Annotated in this window: 16 protein-coding genes and 1 other RNA gene; 6 read left to right on the top strand and 11 right to left on the bottom strand. The window is 66.7% G+C overall.

What is annotated here, in order from left to right:
• Positions 1-2 precede the first annotated feature (2 nt).
• From mraY to rnpB, 7 genes are all read right to left on the bottom strand, one after another.
• Positions 3-1,085, bottom strand: coding sequence for a phospho-N-acetylmuramoyl-pentapeptide-transferase (mraY, locus tag ACYQML_RS09185; RefSeq protein ID WP_056432110.1), 1,083 nt, complete (start codon positions 1,083-1,085; stop codon positions 3-5).
• Between the two features lie 128 nt (positions 1,086-1,213).
• Positions 1,214-2,677 carry a UDP-N-acetylmuramoylalanyl-D-glutamyl-2,6-diaminopimelate--D-alanyl-D-alanine ligase gene (locus ACYQML_RS09180; protein WP_461235366.1) on the bottom strand — a complete coding sequence of 488 codons (1,464 nt, stop codon included), beginning with the start codon at positions 2,675-2,677 and terminating at the stop codon, positions 1,214-1,216.
• A 199-nt stretch (positions 2,678-2,876) separates the two neighbouring features.
• Complete coding sequence (locus ACYQML_RS09175; RefSeq protein ID WP_419951951.1) at positions 2,877-4,352, bottom strand: UDP-N-acetylmuramoyl-L-alanyl-D-glutamate--2,6-diaminopimelate ligase; 1,476 nt, start codon at positions 4,350-4,352, stop codon at positions 2,877-2,879.
• The gene (locus ACYQML_RS09170) at positions 4,349-6,064 is read right to left on the bottom strand and encodes a peptidoglycan D,D-transpeptidase FtsI family protein (protein WP_210348164.1); all 1,716 of its coding nucleotides are present in this window, start codon (positions 6,062-6,064) and stop codon (positions 4,349-4,351) included. The genes ACYQML_RS09175 and ACYQML_RS09170 overlap by 4 nt, the downstream gene beginning before the upstream one ends.
• 121 nt (positions 6,065-6,185) lie before the next feature.
• A complete protein-coding gene (gene ftsL / locus ACYQML_RS09165) occupies positions 6,186-6,662 on the bottom strand; it encodes a cell division protein FtsL (protein WP_461235365.1) in 477 nt (158 codons plus the stop codon).
• Positions 6,659-7,723 (bottom strand): 16S rRNA (cytosine(1402)-N(4))-methyltransferase RsmH, encoded by a 1,065-nt coding sequence (gene rsmH, locus ACYQML_RS09160; protein WP_461235364.1) that lies wholly within the window; start codon positions 7,721-7,723, stop codon positions 6,659-6,661. Before rsmH ends, ftsL begins: the two co-directional genes overlap by 4 nt.
• 428 nt (positions 7,724-8,151) lie before the next feature.
• Positions 8,152-8,547, bottom strand: an RNA gene (gene rnpB, locus ACYQML_RS09155) — RNase P RNA component class A.
• Positions 8,548-8,557: 10 nt separating this feature from the next.
• Between rnpB and ACYQML_RS09150 the strand changes: the two genes are divergently transcribed.
• On the top strand, positions 8,558-8,704 hold the full coding sequence (locus tag ACYQML_RS09150; RefSeq protein WP_461235363.1) for a hypothetical protein: 147 nt from the start codon (positions 8,558-8,560) through the stop codon (positions 8,702-8,704).
• A 10-nt stretch (positions 8,705-8,714) separates the two neighbouring features.
• Positions 8,715-8,891: a hypothetical protein gene (locus ACYQML_RS09145; protein ID WP_200925922.1), complete on the top strand. Its 177-nt coding sequence runs from the start codon at positions 8,715-8,717 to the stop codon at positions 8,889-8,891.
• Positions 8,892-8,945: 54 nt separating this feature from the next.
• Here the strand turns inward: ACYQML_RS09145 and ACYQML_RS09140 are convergent, their stop codons facing one another.
• On the bottom strand, positions 8,946-9,386 hold the full coding sequence (locus ACYQML_RS09140; RefSeq protein WP_018045183.1) for a VOC family protein: 441 nt from the start codon (positions 9,384-9,386) through the stop codon (positions 8,946-8,948).
• A gap of 168 nt (positions 9,387-9,554) precedes the next feature.
• On the opposite strand from ACYQML_RS09140, the gene pepN reads away from it, so the two are divergent.
• The 3 genes from pepN to ACYQML_RS09125 all read left to right on the top strand — a co-directional run bounded on the left by pepN (position 9,555) and on the right by ACYQML_RS09125 (position 15,237).
• A complete protein-coding gene (pepN, locus tag ACYQML_RS09135) occupies positions 9,555-12,197 on the top strand; it encodes an aminopeptidase N (protein WP_461235362.1) in 2,643 nt (880 codons plus the stop codon).
• Between the two features lie 191 nt (positions 12,198-12,388).
• Positions 12,389-14,794, top strand: a complete 2,406-nt coding sequence (locus ACYQML_RS09130) for a PAS domain-containing sensor histidine kinase (RefSeq protein WP_461235699.1) — start codon at positions 12,389-12,391, stop codon at positions 14,792-14,794.
• Positions 14,791-15,237 carry a hypothetical protein gene (locus tag ACYQML_RS09125; RefSeq protein WP_461235361.1) on the top strand — a complete coding sequence of 149 codons (447 nt, stop codon included), beginning with the start codon at positions 14,791-14,793 and terminating at the stop codon, positions 15,235-15,237. The genes ACYQML_RS09130 and ACYQML_RS09125 overlap by 4 nt, the downstream gene beginning before the upstream one ends.
• 60 nt (positions 15,238-15,297) lie before the next feature.
• On the opposite strand, the gene fae is transcribed toward ACYQML_RS09125, so the two are convergent.
• On the bottom strand, positions 15,298-15,837 hold the full coding sequence (fae, locus tag ACYQML_RS09120; protein WP_056432453.1) for a formaldehyde-activating enzyme: 540 nt from the start codon (positions 15,835-15,837) through the stop codon (positions 15,298-15,300).
• A gap of 260 nt (positions 15,838-16,097) precedes the next feature.
• Here fae and ACYQML_RS09115 point away from each other — a divergent pair, with 260 nt between their 5' ends.
• Positions 16,098-16,319: a hypothetical protein gene (locus tag ACYQML_RS09115; protein WP_461235360.1), complete on the top strand. Its 222-nt coding sequence runs from the start codon at positions 16,098-16,100 to the stop codon at positions 16,317-16,319.
• 21 nt (positions 16,320-16,340) lie between these two features.
• Here ACYQML_RS09115 and ACYQML_RS09110 read toward each other — a convergent pair whose 3' ends face one another.
• Together ACYQML_RS09110 and metH are read right to left on the bottom strand one after the other, a co-directional pair.
• Positions 16,341-16,772, bottom strand: coding sequence for a hypothetical protein (locus ACYQML_RS09110; protein WP_056432068.1), 432 nt, complete (start codon positions 16,770-16,772; stop codon positions 16,341-16,343).
• Positions 16,773-16,940: 168 nt separating this feature from the next.
• The gene (gene metH, locus ACYQML_RS09105; RefSeq protein ID WP_461235359.1) at positions 16,941-20,693 is read right to left on the bottom strand and encodes a methionine synthase; all 3,753 of its coding nucleotides are present in this window, start codon (positions 20,691-20,693) and stop codon (positions 16,941-16,943) included.
• Between the last annotated feature and the right edge of the window lie 29 nt (positions 20,694-20,722).

Here is a 20,722-nt window from a genome sequence, read left to right as displayed (position 1 = left end):
GCTCAGCGCAGCTTCAGCGTCGCGAGGCCGGCGAGCGCCAGGATCACGGCGATGATCCAGAACCGGATGACGACCTGCGGCTCCTTCCAGCCCTTCTGCTCGAAATGGTGGTGGATCGGCGCCATGCGGAAGACGCGCTTGCCAGTGAGCTTAAACGAGGCGACTTGGATGATCACCGACATGATCTCCAAGACGAACAGGCCGCCGACGATGGCGAGGACGATCTCGTGCTTGGTGGCGACCGCCACGGTGCCGAGCAGGCCGCCGAGGGCGAGCGAGCCGGTATCGCCCATGAAGATCTGCGCCGGGGGGGCGTTGAACCACAGGAAGCCGAGCCCCGCCCCGATGACTGCACCACAGACGACCGCGAGTTCGCCGGTGTCGCGGACGTAGTTCACCTGGAGGTATCCGGCGGTGAAGACGTTGCCGACCAGATAGGCGATGACCCCGAAGGTTCCACAGGCGATCATCACCGGCACGATGGCGAGGCCGTCGAGGCCGTCGGTGATGTTCACGGCGTTTCCGGCACCAACGATGACGAAGCCGGCGAACAGCACGTAGAACCAGCCGAGATTCAGCAGGGCATCCTTGAAGACCGGGAAGGCGAGCTGGTTCTGGAGCGCGGGCGCTGAATAATACGAGATCAGGGTGCAGGCCGAGATGGCGATAGCGGCTTCGAGCAGGAGCCGGAACTTGCCAGAGAACCCCTTATGCGACTGCTTCGTCACCTTGAGGTAATCGTCGTAGAAGCCGATGGCGCCAAAGCCCAGGGTCACCGCGAGGGTTACCCAGACGAAGTGATTGCGCGGGTTGGCCCAGAGCAGGATCGCCACGATGGCGCCGGCCAGGATCATCAGCCCGCCCATGGTCGGCGTGCCGCGCTTGGTCAGATGAGTCTGCGGACCGTCCTCGCGGATCGGCTGACCCTTGCCCTGGCGCAGGCGCAGCAGCGAGATGATGAGTGGCCCGAACCAGAACACGAACAGGCCCGCCGTGAACAGCGCGCCGCCGGTGCGGAAGGTGATGTAGCGGAAGACGTTGAGGGGCGAGAGCGTGCCGCTCAGGTCCGACAGGAGATACAGCATCCGACACCCGGTCGCGGTTTGTCTGAGAATGGATCATCGGGGTTGGAGGAGGCCGCGCGCCTTTCCATCCCCGCCGTGCACCCGGCTGGCGGGCGAACCCGGTGCGAGGCCGGGCCTGACACGGAGGTCTATTGGCGGATCGCGGCCTGCGCCGACTCGGCGCGGTCCACCGCGTCCGCGTAGCGGGCTTTGAGAGCTTCGACAATGTGACCCATGCGGATGCTGTTCGACCCCTTCACCATGACGGCGTCACCGGCGCGGAGGGCGCCGATGAGCGGATCGACCAGATCCGACGAAACGCCCGCCGAGACGCCGCGCCGGCTCACCGGCAGCGCCTCGAACAGATGCCGCATCATCGGGCCGGCGGTGAAGACGAGGTCGATCCCGCCCGCTTCCACGGCGGACGCGAGCGCGCGGTGGTGATCTTCGGCCGAAGCGCCGAGTTCGAGCATGTCGCCTAGGACCGCGATGCGGCGCCCGCGCGGCCCTGTCTCGATCCCCGACAAGGTGGCCAGAGCCGCCCGCACCGAAGCCGGGTTGGCGTTGTAACTCTCGTCCACTAGGAAGGCCTCGCCCTCCTTGAGCCGCAAGGCCGTGCGCTCGCCACGCCCCACCGGCGGTTTCAGCGCGGCGAGCGACAGGGCAGCGCGGGCGAGATCGGCCCCGAGAGCATGGACCACCGCCATGACGCCGAGGGAGTTCATCGCCACGTGCCGGCCCGGCGTGCCGAGCTGGTAGGTGACGGGGACGCCCATCACCACCGCGTCCACCACCGAGAGATCGGGCCGCATGACGATGCGAAGGGCGCGGACATCCGCCTCCTCATGCTCACCGAACGTGACGACCCGCCCCGCCTTCGAGGCATGCGCATGGGCGAGCAGCCGCGGGTAGTTCGGATTGTCGCGGTTGATGATGGCGGTCCCGCCCGTACTCAACCCGGAAAAGATCTCACCCTTGGCATCGGCGATGGCCGAGAGCGAGGCGAAGTGCTCGATATGCACCGGCTCGACCGTGGTGATCAGCGCGATGTCGGGCCGGACCATGGCGGTCAACGGCACGATCTCGCCCGGATGGTTCATACCGATCTCGAACACGCCGTAACGGCTCTCGGCCGGCATCCGCGCCAAAGTCAGGGGCACGCCCCAATGGTTGTTGTAGGAGGCGATGGAGGCATGGGTCTCGCCCTGAGCCGAGAGGACGTGAAGCAGAGCCTCTTTCGTGCCGGTCTTGCCCACCGAGCCGGTGACGGCGACGATGCCGGCCTGGCTGCGGGCGCGCGAGGCCTGGCCCAGAGCCCGCATGGCGTCGAGGATCGGGTCCTCGCTCGTCCCCGATACCGCGAGAAGGCCCCCTGCCCCGGCGAATTCCTCGGCCCGGTCAGCCGCGACCACGGCCGCCCCGGCACCACGCGCCAGGGCATCGCGAACGAAGTCGTGACCGTCCCGCGCCTCACCGCGAATGGCGAAGAACAGGTCGCCCGGCTGCAGCTTCCGCGTATCGATGGAAGCGCCGGTGATCGGCTTCGGGTTGCCGCGCAAGGTGCCGCCGGTAGCGGCTTCCAGGGACTCGGGGGTCCAGAGGGGCGTCGTCATCGGGCGGACTCATGCATGGGGCGACCGCGCGCGTACCCTCCCCCCTCTGCGGGGGAGGGTGGCCCGCGAAGCGGGTCGGGAGAGGGGAGCGCCAGTTCCGGAGAGGTCGTCCCCTCTCCCGCCTGCTCCGCAGGCACCCTCCCCCGCAAAGGGGGGAGGGAGAGACGCGCTGAAGACAGCGTTTCACCCTGAGTCGATCTCACGCCCCCACCTCCGCGATCGCTGACCGGACAACTGCGTGATCCGAGAACGGGAGCACCTGTGTGCCCACGATCTGGCCGGTTTCATGACCCTTGCCGGCCACAACTAGGACGTCGCCGGCCCGGAGCCCGCGCACGGCGGTCTGGATCGCCTCGGCCCGGTCGCCGATCTCGGTGGCACCGGGAGAAGCGGCGAGAATGGCAGCGCGGATCGAGGCCGGGTCTTCGCTGCGTGGGTTGTCGTCGGTGACGATGACGAGGTCGGCTTTCCGCGCCGCGATGGCGCCCATGAGCGGGCGCTTGCCGGTGTCGCGGTCGCCGCCGCAGCCGAATACGCAAGTCAGGCGACCTGTCGCGAAGGGGCGGAGCGCATCGAGCACGCTCTCCAGGGCTTCGGGCTTGTGGGCGTAATCCACGAGGCAGAGGGCGCCGTTGACCTCGCCGATCCGTTCCATGCGGCCGGGCACGCCGGTGAGGTGTTCGAGGGTGGCGAGAATGTCCGCCATGCGGTCGCGGCCGATGGCGGCGCCGACGAGGCCGGCGGCGAGGAGCGCGTTCTCCACCTGGAAGGCGCCGACGAGGGGCAGACGCACGCTATAGGCGGTCGGCCCTCCCGGACCGGGCCCATGCACCCGTAGAACCTGAGCAAATCCCTCGGTGGTCGCGTCGGTCAGGCGAAGATAGCCGCCGTGGCGTCCAGTCGTAAGGAGTTCATGCCCAGCGGCATCGGCGGTTTCCATTACTCTACCGGCATAAGGGCCATCGGCATTCACGACAGCGGGCCGGCCATCCGGCAGGAGGGTCGTGAACAGCCGCAGCTTGGCCTGGAGATACTCCTCGATGGTGGCGTGGTAATCGAGGTGGTCACGGCCGAGATTGGTGAAACCGGCGACGGCGAGCCTCACGCCATCGAGGCGGCGCTGCTCAATCCCGTGGGACGACGCCTCCATGGCGAGATGGGTGATGCCGTCGTCGGCGAGCCGCGCGAGGGTCTCGTGCAGCGAGACCGGATCGGGCGTGGTCAGCGAGCCGTATTGCGCGCCGCGATCGGTGACGATGCCGACCGTACCGAGGCTCGCCGAGGCGAGCCCCAAACGCGACAGGATCTGGCGGACGAAATCGGCCACCGAGCTTTTGCCGCTGGTACCGGTCACGGCGATCACGGTCTCCGGCTGGCGCCCGGAAAAGCGCGCGGCAGCCAGAGCCAATGCTCGGCGCACGTCGGGAACGGGGATCCAGAGAGCCTCAGCCGGCAGGCCGGCGGGCCGATCGCCCTCGCCCAGGATGGCGACGGCGCCGTCTGCGAAAGCCTTGGCGGCGAAGACCTTGCCGTCCACCCGCGTGCCGGGCACCGCCACGAAGACGCCACCGGGAACGACCCGGCGGCTATCGGCCGTGATGCCCGTCACGATCGCGCTGGAGGCCGGCCCGACATCGAGGTCCGGGAACAGCGAACCGAGATTCATGTCGCTCATCGCGGGTCGAGCATCGTCGCGTGATAGGCGCCGAGCTTCACCATCAGGGGGAATGGCTTCACCGGCGGATCGAATTGCGGCGGCAGGCCGATGATCGGGGCGACGCGCTCGATCACCCGGCCGGTCACGACGCCCGAATTCCAGGCGGCGGTGGCGTAGCCGCCGGATTCCGGCAGGCCCTGCGGCTCGTCCATGATGGTGACGAACAGGTATTTCGGGTTGTTCATGGGCGCGGCTGCCATGAAGGTCGTGAACAGGCGGTTCTTGACGTAGCGGCCGTGGATGACCTTCTCCGCCGTGCCGGTCTTGCCGCCGACATAGTAGAGCGGGATCGACGCCTTCTTGGCCGAACCTTCGACGGCGTTGAGACGCATGATGAAGCGCATCGCCTCGCTGGTTTCCGGCTTGAGCACGCGGGTCGCCTTCTTCAGCGCTTCGGCTTCCGTCGTCTTGAGGAAGGTCGGCACGATCAGGTTGCCGCCATTGGTGATCGCGCCCACCGCCGCCGCCGCCTGGAGCGGCGCGACCGCGAGGCCGTGACCGAACGCGATGGTGATGGTGTTGATCTCGGTCCAGCGCGAGGGAACGATGGGCTCGGCGCTTTCGGGCAACTCCGTCCGCATCCGGTCGGTGAGGCCCATCTTCTTCAAGAAGGCCCTGTGACCTGGCACGCCGATGCCGAGCGCCATCTTGGCCGAGCCGATGTTGGAGGAGTGCGTGAACACCTCCGGCATGGTGATGGTGCGGTTGGTACCGTGATATTCGTGGATCTTCTGCCGGCCCCAGGTCAGCACGCCGCCGCGCGTATCGAAGGTCGAGTTGACGTTGTACTTGCCGGAATCGAGCGCCATGGCGAGGGTCATCGCCTTGAAGGTCGAGCCCATCTCATAGACGCCGACATTCATCCGGTTGATCCGGTCGGGATTGTTGGCCTCGGCCGGGTTGTTCGGGTCGAAATCCGGCAGGGAGGCGAGTGCGATCACCTCGCCGGTGGTCACGTCGAGGATCAGGCCTGCCGCGGCCTTGGCCTTGAAGTGATCGACGCCCCAGGCCAGTTCGTCGCGCAGGGCGAACTGGGCCCGCAGGTCGATGGAGAGCTGGACAGGGCGGAGGTCGGTGGCCTTGGCGACGAAGCCGAGGCTGTTCAGGTCCTTCAGGCCGGTATTGTCGATGTACTTCTCGATACCGGCGATGCCGATATTGTCGAGGTTGGTCACACCCAGAATGTGGGCCGCCGCGGTGCCGTTGGGGTAGACGCGCTTGTGATCGGGAAGGAATCCAACGCCGGGAATGCCGAGGCGGTGCACTTCGAGCTGCTGTTTCGGGGTGATCTCGCGCTTGACCCAGACGAAGCCCTTCTTCGTCGAGAGCTTGGCACGCAGATCGGTGGCGTTGAGCTCGGGTAGGACGGCAGTGAGAAGCTCGACCGCCTCGTCCTTATCGTAGATGTTCTTCGGCTCGGCGAAGACCGACACGGTGCGGATGTCGGTGGCCAGGATCTCACCGTTGCGGTCGACAATGTCGGGGCGGATCGCTGTGGTGGCCGCGGCGGCGACGCGGTTGTCTCCGTTATCGGCCTGAGGGAAGGCCGCCATCGCCACCAATCGGCCGGCGATGGTCAGGAACACCAGCGCGAAACCGAGGCCGACGAGGCCGACGCGAGCATAGGACCGCTCGATAGCGAGGTGGAACATCGCCCGCACCAAGCCCATCGGCGTCCAAGGCGGGCGCGTGGCGGCCACGGGCTGCGGAGCGCCTTCCTGCGGAAGAGCATCACCGGCCTCGTCGGCGGCGTGGAGCGTGTGATCGTGAACGGTCTCGTCTGACACGGGACTACCTCGAAGCCGTATTGGGCGTTCTGGTGGTTTGGACGGTGGTCGTCTTGATCGTCGACGCGGTCACAGTCGGCTTGGTGGTGGTCGTACGCGTGGTGATCGACCCGGTCGTCCTCGGCTCATCGGCAGCCTTCGCCGAAGATTTTTCCTTGGGCGTTGCGGTGGCGGCCAGCAGGCGACCGATCTCGTCACCGCGGTCTGGGCGCATCGGCAGGTCGGAGAGACGGCCGAGATGATTCACGCCGATGGGCTCCAGGGCAAGATGACGCTCGACGGCGGCCTGAAGGCGGTCTGGCCGGGTCAGGAGCTGCCACTCGGCCCGGAGCACCGCGATGGCCTGCCGCTCTTTGTGGAGCTGGCTCTTGGCCTTCGAGACCTGACCGGCCTGGTACAGCGTGTCGTACTTGATCGAGTAGGCGTAAATCGCCGAGCCGATCAGTCCGAGAATGGCGACGACGTTCAGGAGACGGATCACCGACGCACTCCACCGCTCTTCGAGACGAGGTGACCGCGCTGGGCGGGAAGAGCCGCCAGCGCTTCGATGGCCGCCAGCGGCGGCGCGGCCGGCGCCATGGTCCGCTCCGCCGCCCGGAGCTTGGCCGAGCGCGAGCGGGGATTGGCATGAACCTCGGAGTCGGAGGCCGTCACCGGGCCCTTCGTCACCATGGTGAAGCTGCGCGGGGTCGGCGCATCGGCGCTTGGCAGATGACGGGAGGCCTGGGCCGCTCGACCGCTGCGCGCGGAGAAGAACTGTTTGACGATACGGTCTTCCAGGGAATGGAACGTGACCACGGCGAGGCGTCCGCCCGGCCGGAGGATTCGCTCGGCGGCATGGAGCGCCTGGACGAGTTCGCCCAATTCGTCGTTCACGGCGATGCGCAGCCCCTGGAACGTCCGGGTGGCCGGATGGATTCCGCTGGCGGGATCCGCCCAGACCACGCTCGACACGATCTCGGCGAGCGCCGCCGTGGTCTCGATCGGGCTTTTCCGCCTGGCCTCAATGATGGCGCGGGCCACCGCCCGCGAGCGGCGCTCCTCGCCGTAATGGTAGATGATGTCGGCCAGCGTCGCCTCCTCGGCGCCATTGACGAGGTCGGCGGCGCTCTGGCCGGCGCGCTCCATGCGCATGTCCAAGGGCCCATCGTTGCGGAACGAGAAGCCGCGGTCGGCTTGGTCGATCTGCATCGAGGAGACGCCGATATCGAGGACGACGGCGTCGGCAGATTCGATGCCTTGTTCCCTGACAAGCGTATCAAGCGTGCCGAACCGGCCGGGCACGAGGGTCAAACGCCCTTCGGAAGCTGCCACGAGGCCGGCGCCACTTGCGATGGCAGTGGGATCGCGGTCGATCGCGAGCACGCGGATCCCTGGATCGGCATGCAGCATCGCGCGGGTGTAGCCGCCTGCACCGAAGGTTCCGTCGACAACAAGGGATGTGCCCGGAAGTGCGAGCGATGCCACCACTTCGGCGATTAGCACCGGAATGTGCGGCGCAGCGGTAACCGCGCCGGCGGCGGCGGCATGAGTGAGCGTCATGCCGAAACCCGACCGGCGGCTCGGAACGGAACCGATCGCAGAGACCCGCACCGGGCTGGAACGAGTCGGGGACGCCTGGCGGCGGCGGAAGATGGGATGTGACGCATGCGTCCCTGCGGCGGGCATCGACCGCTTCGAGGCGGCCGGAGGAGACGGAACGGCAAAGAAAGAGGAGACGTCGCGGACGCGGCCCGCACTTCGCCCCCGGCGAGCGCGCAGCGCGTCCGCCGTTCCCAAAATCGCCGCTGACGAAGTGATTCCGGGTAACATGAGCCTCTGAGCACCGTCAACGCGCGGACCCGCATGTGAGCCGCCGAGTCCGATCAGACCTCAGCAAGGTTAACCGACGGTAAGTTTCGTCGGTTTTATGCAGCGTATTCGTCGGGTGTGAGAGAGCTCGCCAAGCGCTGGCCGATGCCGGCGGAAAGAGGATCAGCCGGCCTTTAAGCCGGGTTCTGTAGGGCCCGGAAGCGAACTTCCGGACGTGGCGGCCATTCCTCTGGGACGTTCGTTACCGAACGCCTCGAGCAACCAACCCGGGCGACGAGCCTGGAGAGAGGGCCTGCCCCGTCCCTTTCGGGAGAAGGCGTGTCGCCCCTATTCGGTTTTGCTCCCGGTGGGGTTTGCCGTGCCGTCCGCGTTGCCGCGTCCGCGGTGCGCTCTTACCGCACCCTTTCACCCTTACCCTGCATGAAGCAGGGCGGTCTGCTCTCTGTGGCACTGTCCCTGGGGTCGCCCCCGCCGGACGTTATCCGGCACCGTCTCTCCATGGAGCCCGGACTTTCCTCCCCGGTTCGCACCGGAGCGGCCGCCCGGCCGACTGATCCGGCGCGGATGTGCGCCGCCATCGCGCCCGAGGTCAAGGAGCCGGATGCCCATCCGGGCGCCACGGCGGGATTTTGTTCGGCGGCTTGCTCGACGATCCAGGCGGCCCTAGCTCCCCTGGTGGGCCACGCCCGTCGCGGCGGCCCGCCAACGTGAGGAGGTGACCATGGCAACGAGCGATTCGGCCTGGACGCTCGAAAACGTATCCGAACTCCGGACGCTGGCGCGCGAGCGCGTGCCGGTCTCCATCATCAGCCTGAAGCTCAAACGGCCGATCGAAGCCGTCTCGGCCAAGCTCGCCGAACTCGGCATCACGCCGGCCAGCGAAGCGGGCGGCGCATAGATCTAGAACCGAGATCGCGGGGCGCGCGATGACGCGCCCCGCGATCTCGCCGTCCTACCAGGAGCCGGTATTCTCCATGGAGGCCCACGGCTCCTGCGGCGCCTTGGCCTCGCCCTTCTGCAGGATCTCGATGGAGATCCCGTCCGGCGACTTAACAAAGGCCATGTAGCCGTCGCGCGGCGGCCGGTTGATGGTCACGCCCTTGTCCTGCAGGCGCGCGCAGAAGGCGTAGATGTCGTCCACCTGATAGGCGAGGTGACCGAAATTGCGCCCGCCGGAATAGGTCTCCGGATCCCAGTTGTAGGTGAGCTCCACCTGGGGCGCCTTCGTCTCCAGGGCCGTGTCGTAATCGCCGGGGGCGGCGAGGAAGACGAGGGTGAAGCGACCCTTCTCATTCTCCACGCGGCGGGTTTCGCGCAGGCCGAACGTGTCCACGTAGAAAGCGAGCGCCTTGTCGAGATCCGCCACGCGGACCATCGTGTGCAGGTATTCCATGGGCTGGGTCGTCTCCGGTTGATGCCGCCTATGTGGCCCGGCTATGCCGGGCGTCAACGCCGCGATGCCCCCGACGCTCCCGCGCCCCTCATACTTCGAGGGTGGAAGCCGAGCGGGCCGACGACGCGGAGCCGTTCTTAGTCCTCGCTCCCGATCAGGACCAACCGCATGCGCACCGAAAGCCCGACCCTGATCCGTCTCGAGGATTACCGGCCGAGCGACCACCTCATCGACACGGTGGCACTCGACGTTCGGCTCTATACCCGTGAGACGCGGATCGTCGCGACCCTGGCCATGCGCCCGAACCCGGACGGACGCGCGAACACGCCCCTGGTGCTGGACGGTGATGATCTCACGCTGACGCGACTGTCGCTCGACGGCGAAATCCTCGATCCGGCGGCCTATTCCGCCACCGCCTCGGCGCTGACGGTGCATGAGCCGCCGCAAAAGCCCTTCACGCTGGCGATCGAGACGCGGATCGACCCGACTGCCAACACCAAACTCATGGGACTTTACCGGTCGAGCGGCGTCTACTGCACCCAGTGCGAGGCCGACGGCTTCCGCCGGATCACCTACTTCCTCGACCGGCCCGACGTGATGTCGGTCTATACGACGCGGATCGAGGCCGATGCCGACGAAGCGCCCGTCCTTCTCGGCAACGGCAACCTGACGGAAGCCGGGCCTGCCGGCCAGGGTCGCCATTATGCGATCTGGCACGATCCGCACCCGAAGCCCGCCTATCTCTTCGCCCTCGTCGGCGGCCGCCTCGACCGGGTGTCCCGCCCGTTCACGACGATGGATGGTCGCCCCGTTTCCCTCGCCGTCTACGTGGAGCCGGGCAAATCGGACCGGGCCGCCTATGCCCTGGACGCCATCGCCCGCTCGATGAGCTGGGACGAGGAGGCGTTCGGCCGCGCCTACGATCTCGACGTCTTCAACGTCGTGGCGGTGTCCGATTTCAACATGGGCGCCATGGAGAACAAGGGCCTCAACATCTTCAACGACAAATACGTCCTCGCCTCGCCCGACACCGCCACCGATGCCGATTACGCGGCGATCGAGCGGATCATCGCCCACGAGTATTTCCACAATTGGTCGGGCAACCGCGTCACCTGCCGCGACTGGTTCCAGCTCTGCCTGAAGGAGGGCCTCACGGTCTTCCGCGACCAGGAATTCTCGTCCGACATGCGCTCGCGCGCGGTCCATCGCATCGGCGAGGTCAGGACGCTGCGCGCCCGCCAGTTCCCGGAGGATGCCGGGCCGCTGGCCCATCCGGTCCGGCCCCGGGCCTATGCCGAGATCAACAACTTCTACACGGCAACGGTCTACGAAAAAGGTGCCGAGATCGTGCGGATGCTGCGCACGCTGATCGGGCCCCACGTCTTTCGCGCGGGGATGGACCGCTATTTCGCCGAGAACGACGGACGAGCCGCCACGGTGGAGGATTTCCTCGCCGCCTTCGCCGCTGAGACCGGGCACGACCTGTCGGCTTTCGCGAGATGGTACGAGCGTCCGGGAACACCAACGGTCAGCGTCGAAGGAGACTACGATGCTGCCGCGCGGACCTATCGCCTGCGCTTCAGCCAGCGCCTGGCAGGCGCCGAAGGCATCCCGCCGCTCGTCATCCCCATCGCCCTTGGCCTCGTCGGCGAGCGCGGCCCGATCGCCGCTTCCTGCGAACGCGTCAGCGAGGGCGTCTTCGTCCTTGACCGTACATCGGACGAGATCGTCTTCACCGACGTCGCCGAGAGGCCGGTCCCGTCCTTGTTCCGAGGCTTTTCCGCCCCGGTTCGCATCGACATGGCATCGAGCGATGCCGACCGCCTGACGCTCCTCGCTCACGACACCGACGCCTTCAATCGGTGGCAGGCTGCGCAGAACATCGCGCTGCGCCTGATCGTCGAACGCACGAGAGCCAACGCATCGCTCACGAAGGAGACGGACCCCGCCGCGCAAGCCTTCATCGAGGCGCTTGCTACCTTCCTGGACGACGAGGCCTCAAGCGATCCTGCCTTCGCAGCCCTCGTCCTCGGCATCCCGAGCGAAGGCGACGTCGCCGGCGATCTGGGCTCCGATGTCGATCCCGATGCGATCCATCGGGCCCGAAAGATCCTGCGGCGCCAGATCGGACGAGGACTCGGTCCGCGCCTGGAGACCCTTCGCGCCGCCATGGCGGACGGGGCGGACGCGCCATTCGACCCCGGTGCGGTCTCGGCGGGTCGCCGGGCCCTGCGCAACGCCGCCCTGGACCTGATTGCCTCTTCGAACGGGGAGCGAGGCGTCGAGCTCGCCACTGCCGAACTCGCTGACACCACCAACATGACCGACCGACTGGCGGCACTCTCGGTCCTGGCCTCGATCCCGGGAACGGCCAGAGAAACCGCGCTCCACGCCTTCGGCCTCCGCTATGCCGACGAACCACTGGTTCTCGACAAGTGGTTCGCCATCCAGGCGATGATCCCGGAAGACGGCACGATCGAGCGAATCGAGAGGCTGCAGCGGCATCCGGCTTTCGCGATCACCAATCCAAATCGCGTACGCTCACTGATCGGGAGCTTTGCCATGGCGAACCCGACGCAATTCGCCCGACCCGATGGAGCGGGCTTCAGACTGCTTGCGGACGCGGTTCAGACGACTGATCGGACGAATCCCCAGCTCGCAGCGCGGCTTTTGACCGCGTTCGGTTCGTGGCGAATGTGGGAGCCGGTGCGGCGTAGCCAAGCCAAGGCCACGCTTGGAGAAATTGCCTCCAGGACAGGGCTTTCCCGTGATGTGGCTGATATTCTGGCCCGGACCCTCGGTGATGGTTAACACACTCGAAAATAAGGTTAAATTCGATCCATCGATTCTCCGAATCTGATTGCCACACTGCGCCAGGAGTCAAGCGGACGGCCAAGAATTTCGTGGACAAGTTGGCTGTGGAAATGCTGAATTGAATACGATTCGGAGCGTGACTCACCGACATGCCCCGAACGACTCACCAGCAGCTGCGGGGGCTTGTCATGCTGGAGGCGGATTCCGCTTCCCTCTCCGCACGTGCGGATACGATCCTCGGTATTCACCGCCCTCAGACTGCGGCTCATACCCGGTTCGTCCGTGCCGAGATCTGGCTCCGCTATGCGGTGCCCGCCTTCCTCGCCACCTTTCTCGTCTGTCTGGCGGCCGGCGCAGCGCTACAATTGCGCGGCGAGCGCAGTGAGATCCTGCGCGATGCGGTCACGGACATGGAGACCTTCACGCGGCTCGTCACGGCCGCCATGTCGGACGCGGAAGCGACGCCGCCCGCGATCCGGTCGCGCCTGGAGACTCTGCTCCCCGTCTCGCTGATGCCGTCGGGCCGCCAGATCCTGGTGGCCTCGTCCTCCGAAACGCTTCTTGGCGCCCACCCGGCCCTGACGGACCTGAGCGGGACCATCGCGGACCGCCTCGGAGAGATGCAGGCCCTGAGCACGCTGGGCGAACGCGCCGGCGTGATGGCGCTGACCCTCGCCAATGGCGAACAGGCCTTCGCGGCCCTCCGGACGCTTCCCAAAGGTCGCGGCCAGGTTGCGGTGATCCAGCCGATCGCCCCCATTCTCGATGCCTGGGCCACGCGGATGCGGCATCAGGCGGTCCTCTACGCGGCTGCCGCCCTCGTGATCGTCGGGATCGGCATCGCCTACGCGCTACAGACCCAGCGGGCCTATGCGGTGGACAGGCTGTGCGAGCAGATCAAGCAGCGGCTCGACACGGCGCTCGGTCGCGGTCGGTGCGGATTGTGGGACTGGGATATTCCGCGCGGCCGGATCTACTGGTCGGATTCGATGTATGCCCTGCTCGGTTATCGCCGGGAGCGCGAGTTCCTGTCCTTCGGCGACGTCAACGCCCTGGTCCATCCCGATGACGGGGACCTCTACGCCCTTGCCCGCCAGTTGGCTGCGAGCCAGTCCACCGTCGATCACGAATTCCGCATGCGCAGCGCCAATGGCGGCTGGATCTGGCTGCGCACCCGCGCCGAGGTCGTCCCCGATCAGGTCGATGGCGGCCGGCACCTCGTCGGCATCGCACTCGACGTCACCGAACAGCGCCAGCTCGCCGAGTCCAACGCCACCGCCGACATGCGCCTCCGCGACGCGGTGGAGGCGATCTCGGAAGCCTTCGTCCTGTGGGACACGAGCAACCGCCTCGTCCTGTGCAATTCGAAATTCCGCCACCTCCACGCTCTGAGTCCCGACGATGCGACGCCGGGCAAGCGCTACCATGAGATCATGGGCCGGGGCGTCCTGCCGCCGGTACGCCGCGAACTCCGGGAGATCGAGGTTTCGTCGGCGACCGCCCGCACCTTCGAGGCGGAGCTCACCGACGGCCGCTGGCTCCAGATCAGCGAGCGGCGGACCAAGGACGGCGGCTACGTCTCGGTCGGCACCGACATCACCAACCTCAAGCGCCAGCAGGAGCAGCTCGTCGCCTCCGAGCGCGAACTGATCGAGACGGTCAAGGACCTCAAGCGCTCGCGCCGGACCCTGGAACTGCAGACCCAGCAGCTCGCGGACCTCGCCGAACGCTACCTCGACCAGAAGGCCCAGGCCGAAACCGCCAACCAGGCGAAATCCGAGTTCCTCGCCACCATGAGCCATGAGCTGCGCACGCCGCTCAACGCCATCATGGGCTTCGCGGAGTTGATGGAAAGCGGAGTCTACGGAACGCTGGGATCGCCCCGCTACACGGAATATTGCCGGGATATCCGCTCCAGCGGCGACTACCTGCTCTCGGTCATCGACGACATCCTCAACATGTCGCGCATCGAATCGCACAGCGTCCGCCTCGCGCTTCGGGAAGTCCCCCTCGACACCGCCGTCCAGGGCGCATTGAAGCTGGTGGCCGAGTCGGCCCGGGCGAAATCACTCAGCATCGACGTCGACGTCTCAGACGACCTGACCCTGCTGGCGGATGGCCGCGCCCTGCATCAGATCCTCCTGAACCTCATCCAGAACGCGGTGAAGTTCACGCCGGGCGGAGACGGGCGCATCATTGTCAAGGCGCGGCCGGCCGGCGACCGGGTCCACATCTTCATCGAAGATAACGGGATCGGCATCCCGAAAGCCGCTCTTCGCCGTCTCGGCTCACCGTTTCAGCAGGTGGAGACGAACCTCACCCGGACCCATAAGGGCTCCGGCCTGGGGCTCGCCATCGCCCGCTCCATGGCAGAGCTTCATGGAGGCTCGCTGCGCATCCGGTCCGAGGAGGGTCTCGGCACGATCATCCTGGTCTGCATGCCGATGCCGACGGCGGAACGGCGGCGTGATCTCGTTGCCCCCGGTTCCGACGAAACCGTGGATTCCCTGCGCGAGGCGTCGGGCGCGCAACCGCGCGGCGGGGCCGGATCGGGCGGGGCGCAGATGCGGAATCCGACGGCCGTTCCAGCGTGACGCGACCGGTTTATCTCGCAGCGGCCATCACCCTGTCCGTGGCGGTCCCGGCCCATGCGGATGAGTGTGACGGACTGGCGGCGAGAATCGTTTCCGAGATCGGCGCGAAGGTCGGGAGGCGGCAAGGGCCGAGCATCGATCTCAAGATCCCGAACGGCACGAAGATCGACCTGACCTGCAGGTCCGAGCCCATCGTCCAGGCGGCCTCCGGCGATCCGACACCCTCGGCGGTCTATTTCCAGGATCTGGCGATTGCCGGTGCGGCGGCGACCGGTGAGAACGCCGGTGCGGTTCAAAGCGCCATCGGCAAGGCCTACGAGACGTCGCTCCGCGAGCGGCGCAAGTCGTTCATCCAGCAGAACGGGTGGTCGGCGAGCTGCTACACCGATCCATCGGGCTCGATCCGCACCCTGTGCTCGATCGGCCGCATCCCGCCGGGCTGACGGAGACGGGATCCAGCAGCGGGTGGAAGGATGCCAGTGCATCCCCCCACCCCCGGTCTCTCAGTACTCGACGATGTCCTCGAGCGCGTAGTGCTTCACCGTCTTGCGGTTGGCGATGAGCTCGTCGATGGTCGGCTCGCCCTTGATGGCGCGGGCGATGGCAAGCTTCGTCGCCTCGTAATTGGTGCGGTAGAGGTCCTTCTGGTCGAGATTGGCGTCCTCGGCGCAGCGCGGGTCGAGCCAGATCATGATGATCATGCACAGGTCGTCGAGCCCGTCCTTCGGCAGGATACCCTCGATCACGCAATCGACGATGGCATCGCCCGTGGCGGCCTGAACCACGCCGCCCAGGAGGTTGACGTATTCCACGGTGTGGATCGTCGCCTTGGTGGTCATCATCGTCGAGGGGCGCACGAGCTGGTTCAGGTCGCGCACCACGAACATGCGGGTATGCCCCTGGACCTGCCCCATCATGCCGGCGAAGGCTTGGCCTACCGGGCCACGGGTGGAGCCGATCAGCACCTCCGGCATCGCGTCGGTGTACTGGCCATCGGCGGCGAGGACGGTGGCCTCTCCGGTGCGGAACCAGATCTCGGACATGTCGGCGTTTCCTTGTTCCTGGGCATTGGCTGCCGGGCCGGCGATCCGGCCGTTTCGCGGGCGGAGAAACACCGTTCCGCCGTCGCCCGTCAATATTCCTCGGCCGAGAGAGTTTCGCGGGCGGCGCTTCCGCTCTGGCCCTGCGGGCCGCAATCGGTCATTCCATGCGCGGTTCCAGGCATCGCGGCATCGGAGTTCTCCGCTCGGTCGCGTCCCATCGCCGGTCCGATGTCGTGGCGAACCGAACGGGAGACAGGCGCATGAACAGGCAGCAGGAACGGGACTGGAGTCTCGCCGTCGCCGCATTGCCGGACGGTGTGCGGCTCGAACTCGGCCTCGCGGACCTGTCCGGGGCACCCTTCACGGCCATTCTGGCCCTCGACCGGCGCGAGGCCCGCGACCTCGCCCGTGCCCTGCTCGCGGCATCGGGGGATGCGGCGGAACGGACGTTCCCGCGCCCGTCCTCCACGAACGACGATTAGGGCGCTGGACCGGCGCTTCCCTCAGCGACCGGGAAGTCTCGGCACCTTCAGGCCACGCTCTTCCGGCGTCGGCTTGCAGATATAGGAGAATTCCGTTTGCAGGTCGGAGAAGACCGCTTCCCCGGTGATCTTGCAATTCTCTCGGGCGGTCTCGTCGAGGAAGGTGCGGGCCGCCTCGCGCAGGCGCTTGGCGCGGGTCTCCGCCGGGCCGCCCTGCCCGTCATAGCGCTCGTCGATGCCGCACCCCGTGATCTCCCGCAATCCATCGGAGACGACGAGCATTTTGTTCACGCGGCGCTGGTCGTAGACGGAATACGGGTCCTTGCAGCCGATCGTGACGATCTGGACGCCCACAGCGGCGTAGTTCTTCGACAGATAGGAGAAACCGGTGCAGCCGGAGACTCCCAAAGCGAGCGTGACCGCGACGGCCAGAATTCCGGTGGTCCGGTTCAACGTGGTCGCGCTCCGCTCAAGCCATCGATCAGGGGATCGCATTGAAGCGCGACGGAGACCACGGTCAAGCCTCCGCCGGACACACAGAGCGCCATTCTACCAGATCGCGCGGCTTATGCCACGCCTCGGTGAGCCTGCCGCATCGGTCAGGCTCACCGAGATCCGGCGTCATTCGGCGGCCGCCGCGAGGTAGCGGGCCGGGTCGTAGTTGAGGATGGGGCCGAGCCAGCGCTCCACCTCGCGCAGGTCCATGCCCTTGCGCAACGCGTAATCCTCCACCTGATCGCGCTCCACCTTGGCGACGCCGAAGTAATGCGCTTCCGGATGGGCGATGTAGAGGCCGGAGACCGAGGAGCCCGGCCACATGGCGTAGCTCTCGGTGAGCTTCACGCCGATGCGCGACTCGGCCTTGAGCAGGTCGAACAGCGTGACCTTCTCGGTGTGGTCGGGCTGGGAGGGATAGCCGGGTGCCGGGCGGATACCGGCATATTCCTCGCGCACGAGATCTTCGGGGGCGAAGGTCTCGTCGGCGGCATAGCCCCAGAACTCCTTGCGCACCCGCTCGTGCATGCGCTCGGCCAGCGCCTCGGCGATGCGGTCGGCGAGCGCCTTCACCAGGATCGAACGGTAATCGTCGTTGGCCCGCTCGAAGCGCTCGGCGATCCGCACCTCCTCCAGCCCCGCCGTGACCACGAACCCGCCGACGTAATCGCCGATGCCCGTCTCCTTCGGCGCTACGAAATCGGACAGGCAGGTATTGGCGCGCCCGTCGCGCTTCGACAATTGCTGGCGCAGACCGTGGAAGGTCGCAAGCTTCTCCGACCGGCTCTCGCCGGTAAACAGGGTGATGTCGTCGCCGGCGCTGTTGGCGGGCCAGAAGCCGATGATCGCCTTCGGGTTGAACCAGCGCTCATCGACGATCTGCTTCAGCATCTCCTGAGCGTCGTCGAACAGGGCCTTGGCGGCGGGACCCTGGTTCGGGTCCTCGAAGATCGCCGGGTAGCGGCCCTTGAACTCGTAGGTCTGCAGGAACGGCGTCCAGTCGATATACGGCACGAGGTCGGCGACCTCATACGACGAATAGACCCGCACGCCGGTGAAGCTCGGCTTGGTCGGACGGTAACCCGACCAGTCGATCTTGAACGGGTTGGCGCGGGCTTTGGCGAGCGGCAGGCGCTGCTTGTCGAGCTCCGAGCGGGCATGCGCGTCCGAGACCTTGCGGTACTCGGCCTGGATGTTGGCGATGGTGGTGTCCCGCGTCTCCTTCGAGAGCAGGCTCGAGACCACGCCGACCGCACGGCTCGCATCCGTCACGTAGACGGTCTGACCCCGATTGTATGAGGGGTGGATCTTCACCGCCGTGTGGACGCGGCTGGTCGTGGCGCCACCGATGAGCAGGGGAACCGAAAACCCTTCACGCTCCATCTCGGCCGCCACGTGAACCATCTCGTCCAGCGAGGGCGTGATGAGGCCGGACAGGCCCACGATGTCGACATTCTCGCGCTTGGCCACGTCGAGGATCTTGGCCGCCGGCACCATCACGCCCAGATCGATGATCTCGTAATTGTTGCAGGCCAGCACGACGCCGACGATGTTCTTGCCGATGTCGTGGACATCGCCCTTCACCGTCGCCATCAGGATCTTGCCGGCGGCCTGGCGCTTACCGTCGCCGCCATTGGCGAGCTTCTCGGCTTCCATGAAGGGTTCGAGATAGGCCACCGCCTGCTTCATCACGCGGGCGGACTTCACCACCTGCGGCAGGAACATCTTGCCCGAGCCGAACAGGTCGCCGACCACGTTCATGCCGGCCATCAGCGGGCCTTCGATGACGTGGAGCGGACGTTCGACGCCGAGGCGCGCCTCCTCGGTGTCGACGAGGATGTACTCGGTGATCCCGTTGACCAGGGCGTGCTCGATGCGCTTCGCCACCGGAGCCTCGCGCCAGGACAGATCGGCCGCCTTGGCCTGGACGCCGCCGCCGGACTTGAAGCGCGCGGCCGCATCGAGCAGCCGGTCGGTGGAATCCTCGCGCCGGTTGAGGACGACGTCCTCGCACAGCTCGCGCAGCTCGGCCGGAAGCTCGGCGTAGATCGCCAACTGGCCGGCATTCACGATGCCCATATCCATGCCGACCTGGATCGCATGGTACAGGAACACCGCGTGCATCGCCTCACGCACGGGCTCGTTGCCCCGGAAGGCGAAGCTGAGATTCGAGATGCCGCCCGAGATATGAGCGTGGGGCAGGGTCTCGCGGATGGTCTTGGTCGCCTCGATGAAGGCGACACCGTAGCCGTTATGCTCCTCGATGCCGGTGGCGACGGCAAACACGTTCGGATCGAAGATGATGTCTTCCGGCGGGAAGCCGACCTCCTCGGTCAGCACCTTGTAGGCCTTGGTGCAGATCTCGACCTTGCGCTCGTAAGAGTCGGCCTGGCCCTGCTCGTCGAAGGCCATGACCACCACGGCGGCGCCGTAGGAGCGGCACACCTTGGCGTCACTGATGAACTTCTCGACGCCCTCCTTCATGGAGATCGAGTTCACGATGGCCTTGCCCTGGACGCATTTGAGTCCGGCCTCGATGACGTGGAATTTCGAGGAATCGATCATCACCGGCACGCGGGCGATGTCGGGCTCGGCGGCGACGAGATTGAGGAACTCGACCATCGCCTTCTCGGAATCGAGCAGGCCCTCGTCCATGTTGATGTCGATGATGCTGGCGCCCGCCGCCACCTGATCGCGCGCCACGTCGAGGGCGGCCGCGTAGTCGCCGGCGGTGATGAGCTTGCGGAATTTGGCCGAGCCGGTGACGTTGGTGCGCTCGCCAACATTCACGAAGGGAATCTCCTTCGTCAGCGTGAAGGGCTCGAGGCCCGACAGGCGCATCAGGCGGGGCACCTCCGGGATCGCGCGAGGCTTCACGCCTTCCACGGCCTGCGCGATGGCGCGGATATGATCCGGGGTGGTGCCGCAGCAGCCGCCGACCATGTTGACGAGGCCGGCGGTGGCGAACTCACCCACCAGCCTGCCCATGGCTTCGGGGCTCTCGTCATAGAGGCCGAACTCGTTGGGAAGACCCGCATTCGGATAGGCGCAGACCAGGGTGTCGGCGATGCGCGAGAGTTCGGAGATGTGGCCGCGCATTTCCTTAGCACCGAGCGCGCAGTTCAGCCCGATGGTGAGCGGGCTGGCATGGCGCAGCGCGTTCCAGAACGCTTCGGGCGTCTGGCCCGAGAGGGTGCGGCCGGAAAGATCTGTGATCGTACCCGAGATCATGATCGGCAGGACCATGCCGCGCTCCTCGAACACTGCCCAGGCGGCAGCGACCGCCGCCTTGGCGTTGAGCGTGTCGAAGATCGTCTCGATCAGGATCAGTTCGGCGCCGCCATCCATCAGGCCGCGCACCTGCTCCATGTAGGCGGTCTTGACCCCATCGAAGGTCACGGCACGGTAGCCGGGATTGTTCACGTCCGGCGAGATCGACAGGGTGCGGTTCGTCGGGCCGATGGCGCCGGCCACGAAGCGGCGGCGGCCATCCTGCTTCTCGGCCAAAGCCGCGGCCTCGCGGGCGAGGCGGGCGCCTTCCGCATTCAACTCGTGGATGATCGATTCCATGCCGTAATCGGCCTGGGCGATGGTGGTGCCCGAGAAGGTGTTGGTCTCGCAGACGTCGGCGCCGGCCAGGAAATAGTCGAGGTGGATCTGCCGGATCGCGTCGGGCTGCGTCAGGATCAGAAGGTCGTTGTTGCCCTTCTGGTCATGGCCGTGATCCGTGAAGCGGTCCCCGCGAAAATCCGCCTCGCCGTAGCCGAGGCGCTGGATCACGGTGCCCATCGCCCCATCGAGGACGAGGATTTTTTCCGCTGCCCGCTGGCGCAGGGCGGCTTCGATCTCTTTTCCGTCAACGGGGCGGAGGTTTGTCATGGGGTCTCTCAAGTTCCGTCGCAGATGAT

It is taken from the genome of Methylobacterium sp. CM6244, assembly GCF_054817885.1.
This window is presented reverse-complemented; position numbering and strand designations above follow the sequence as displayed.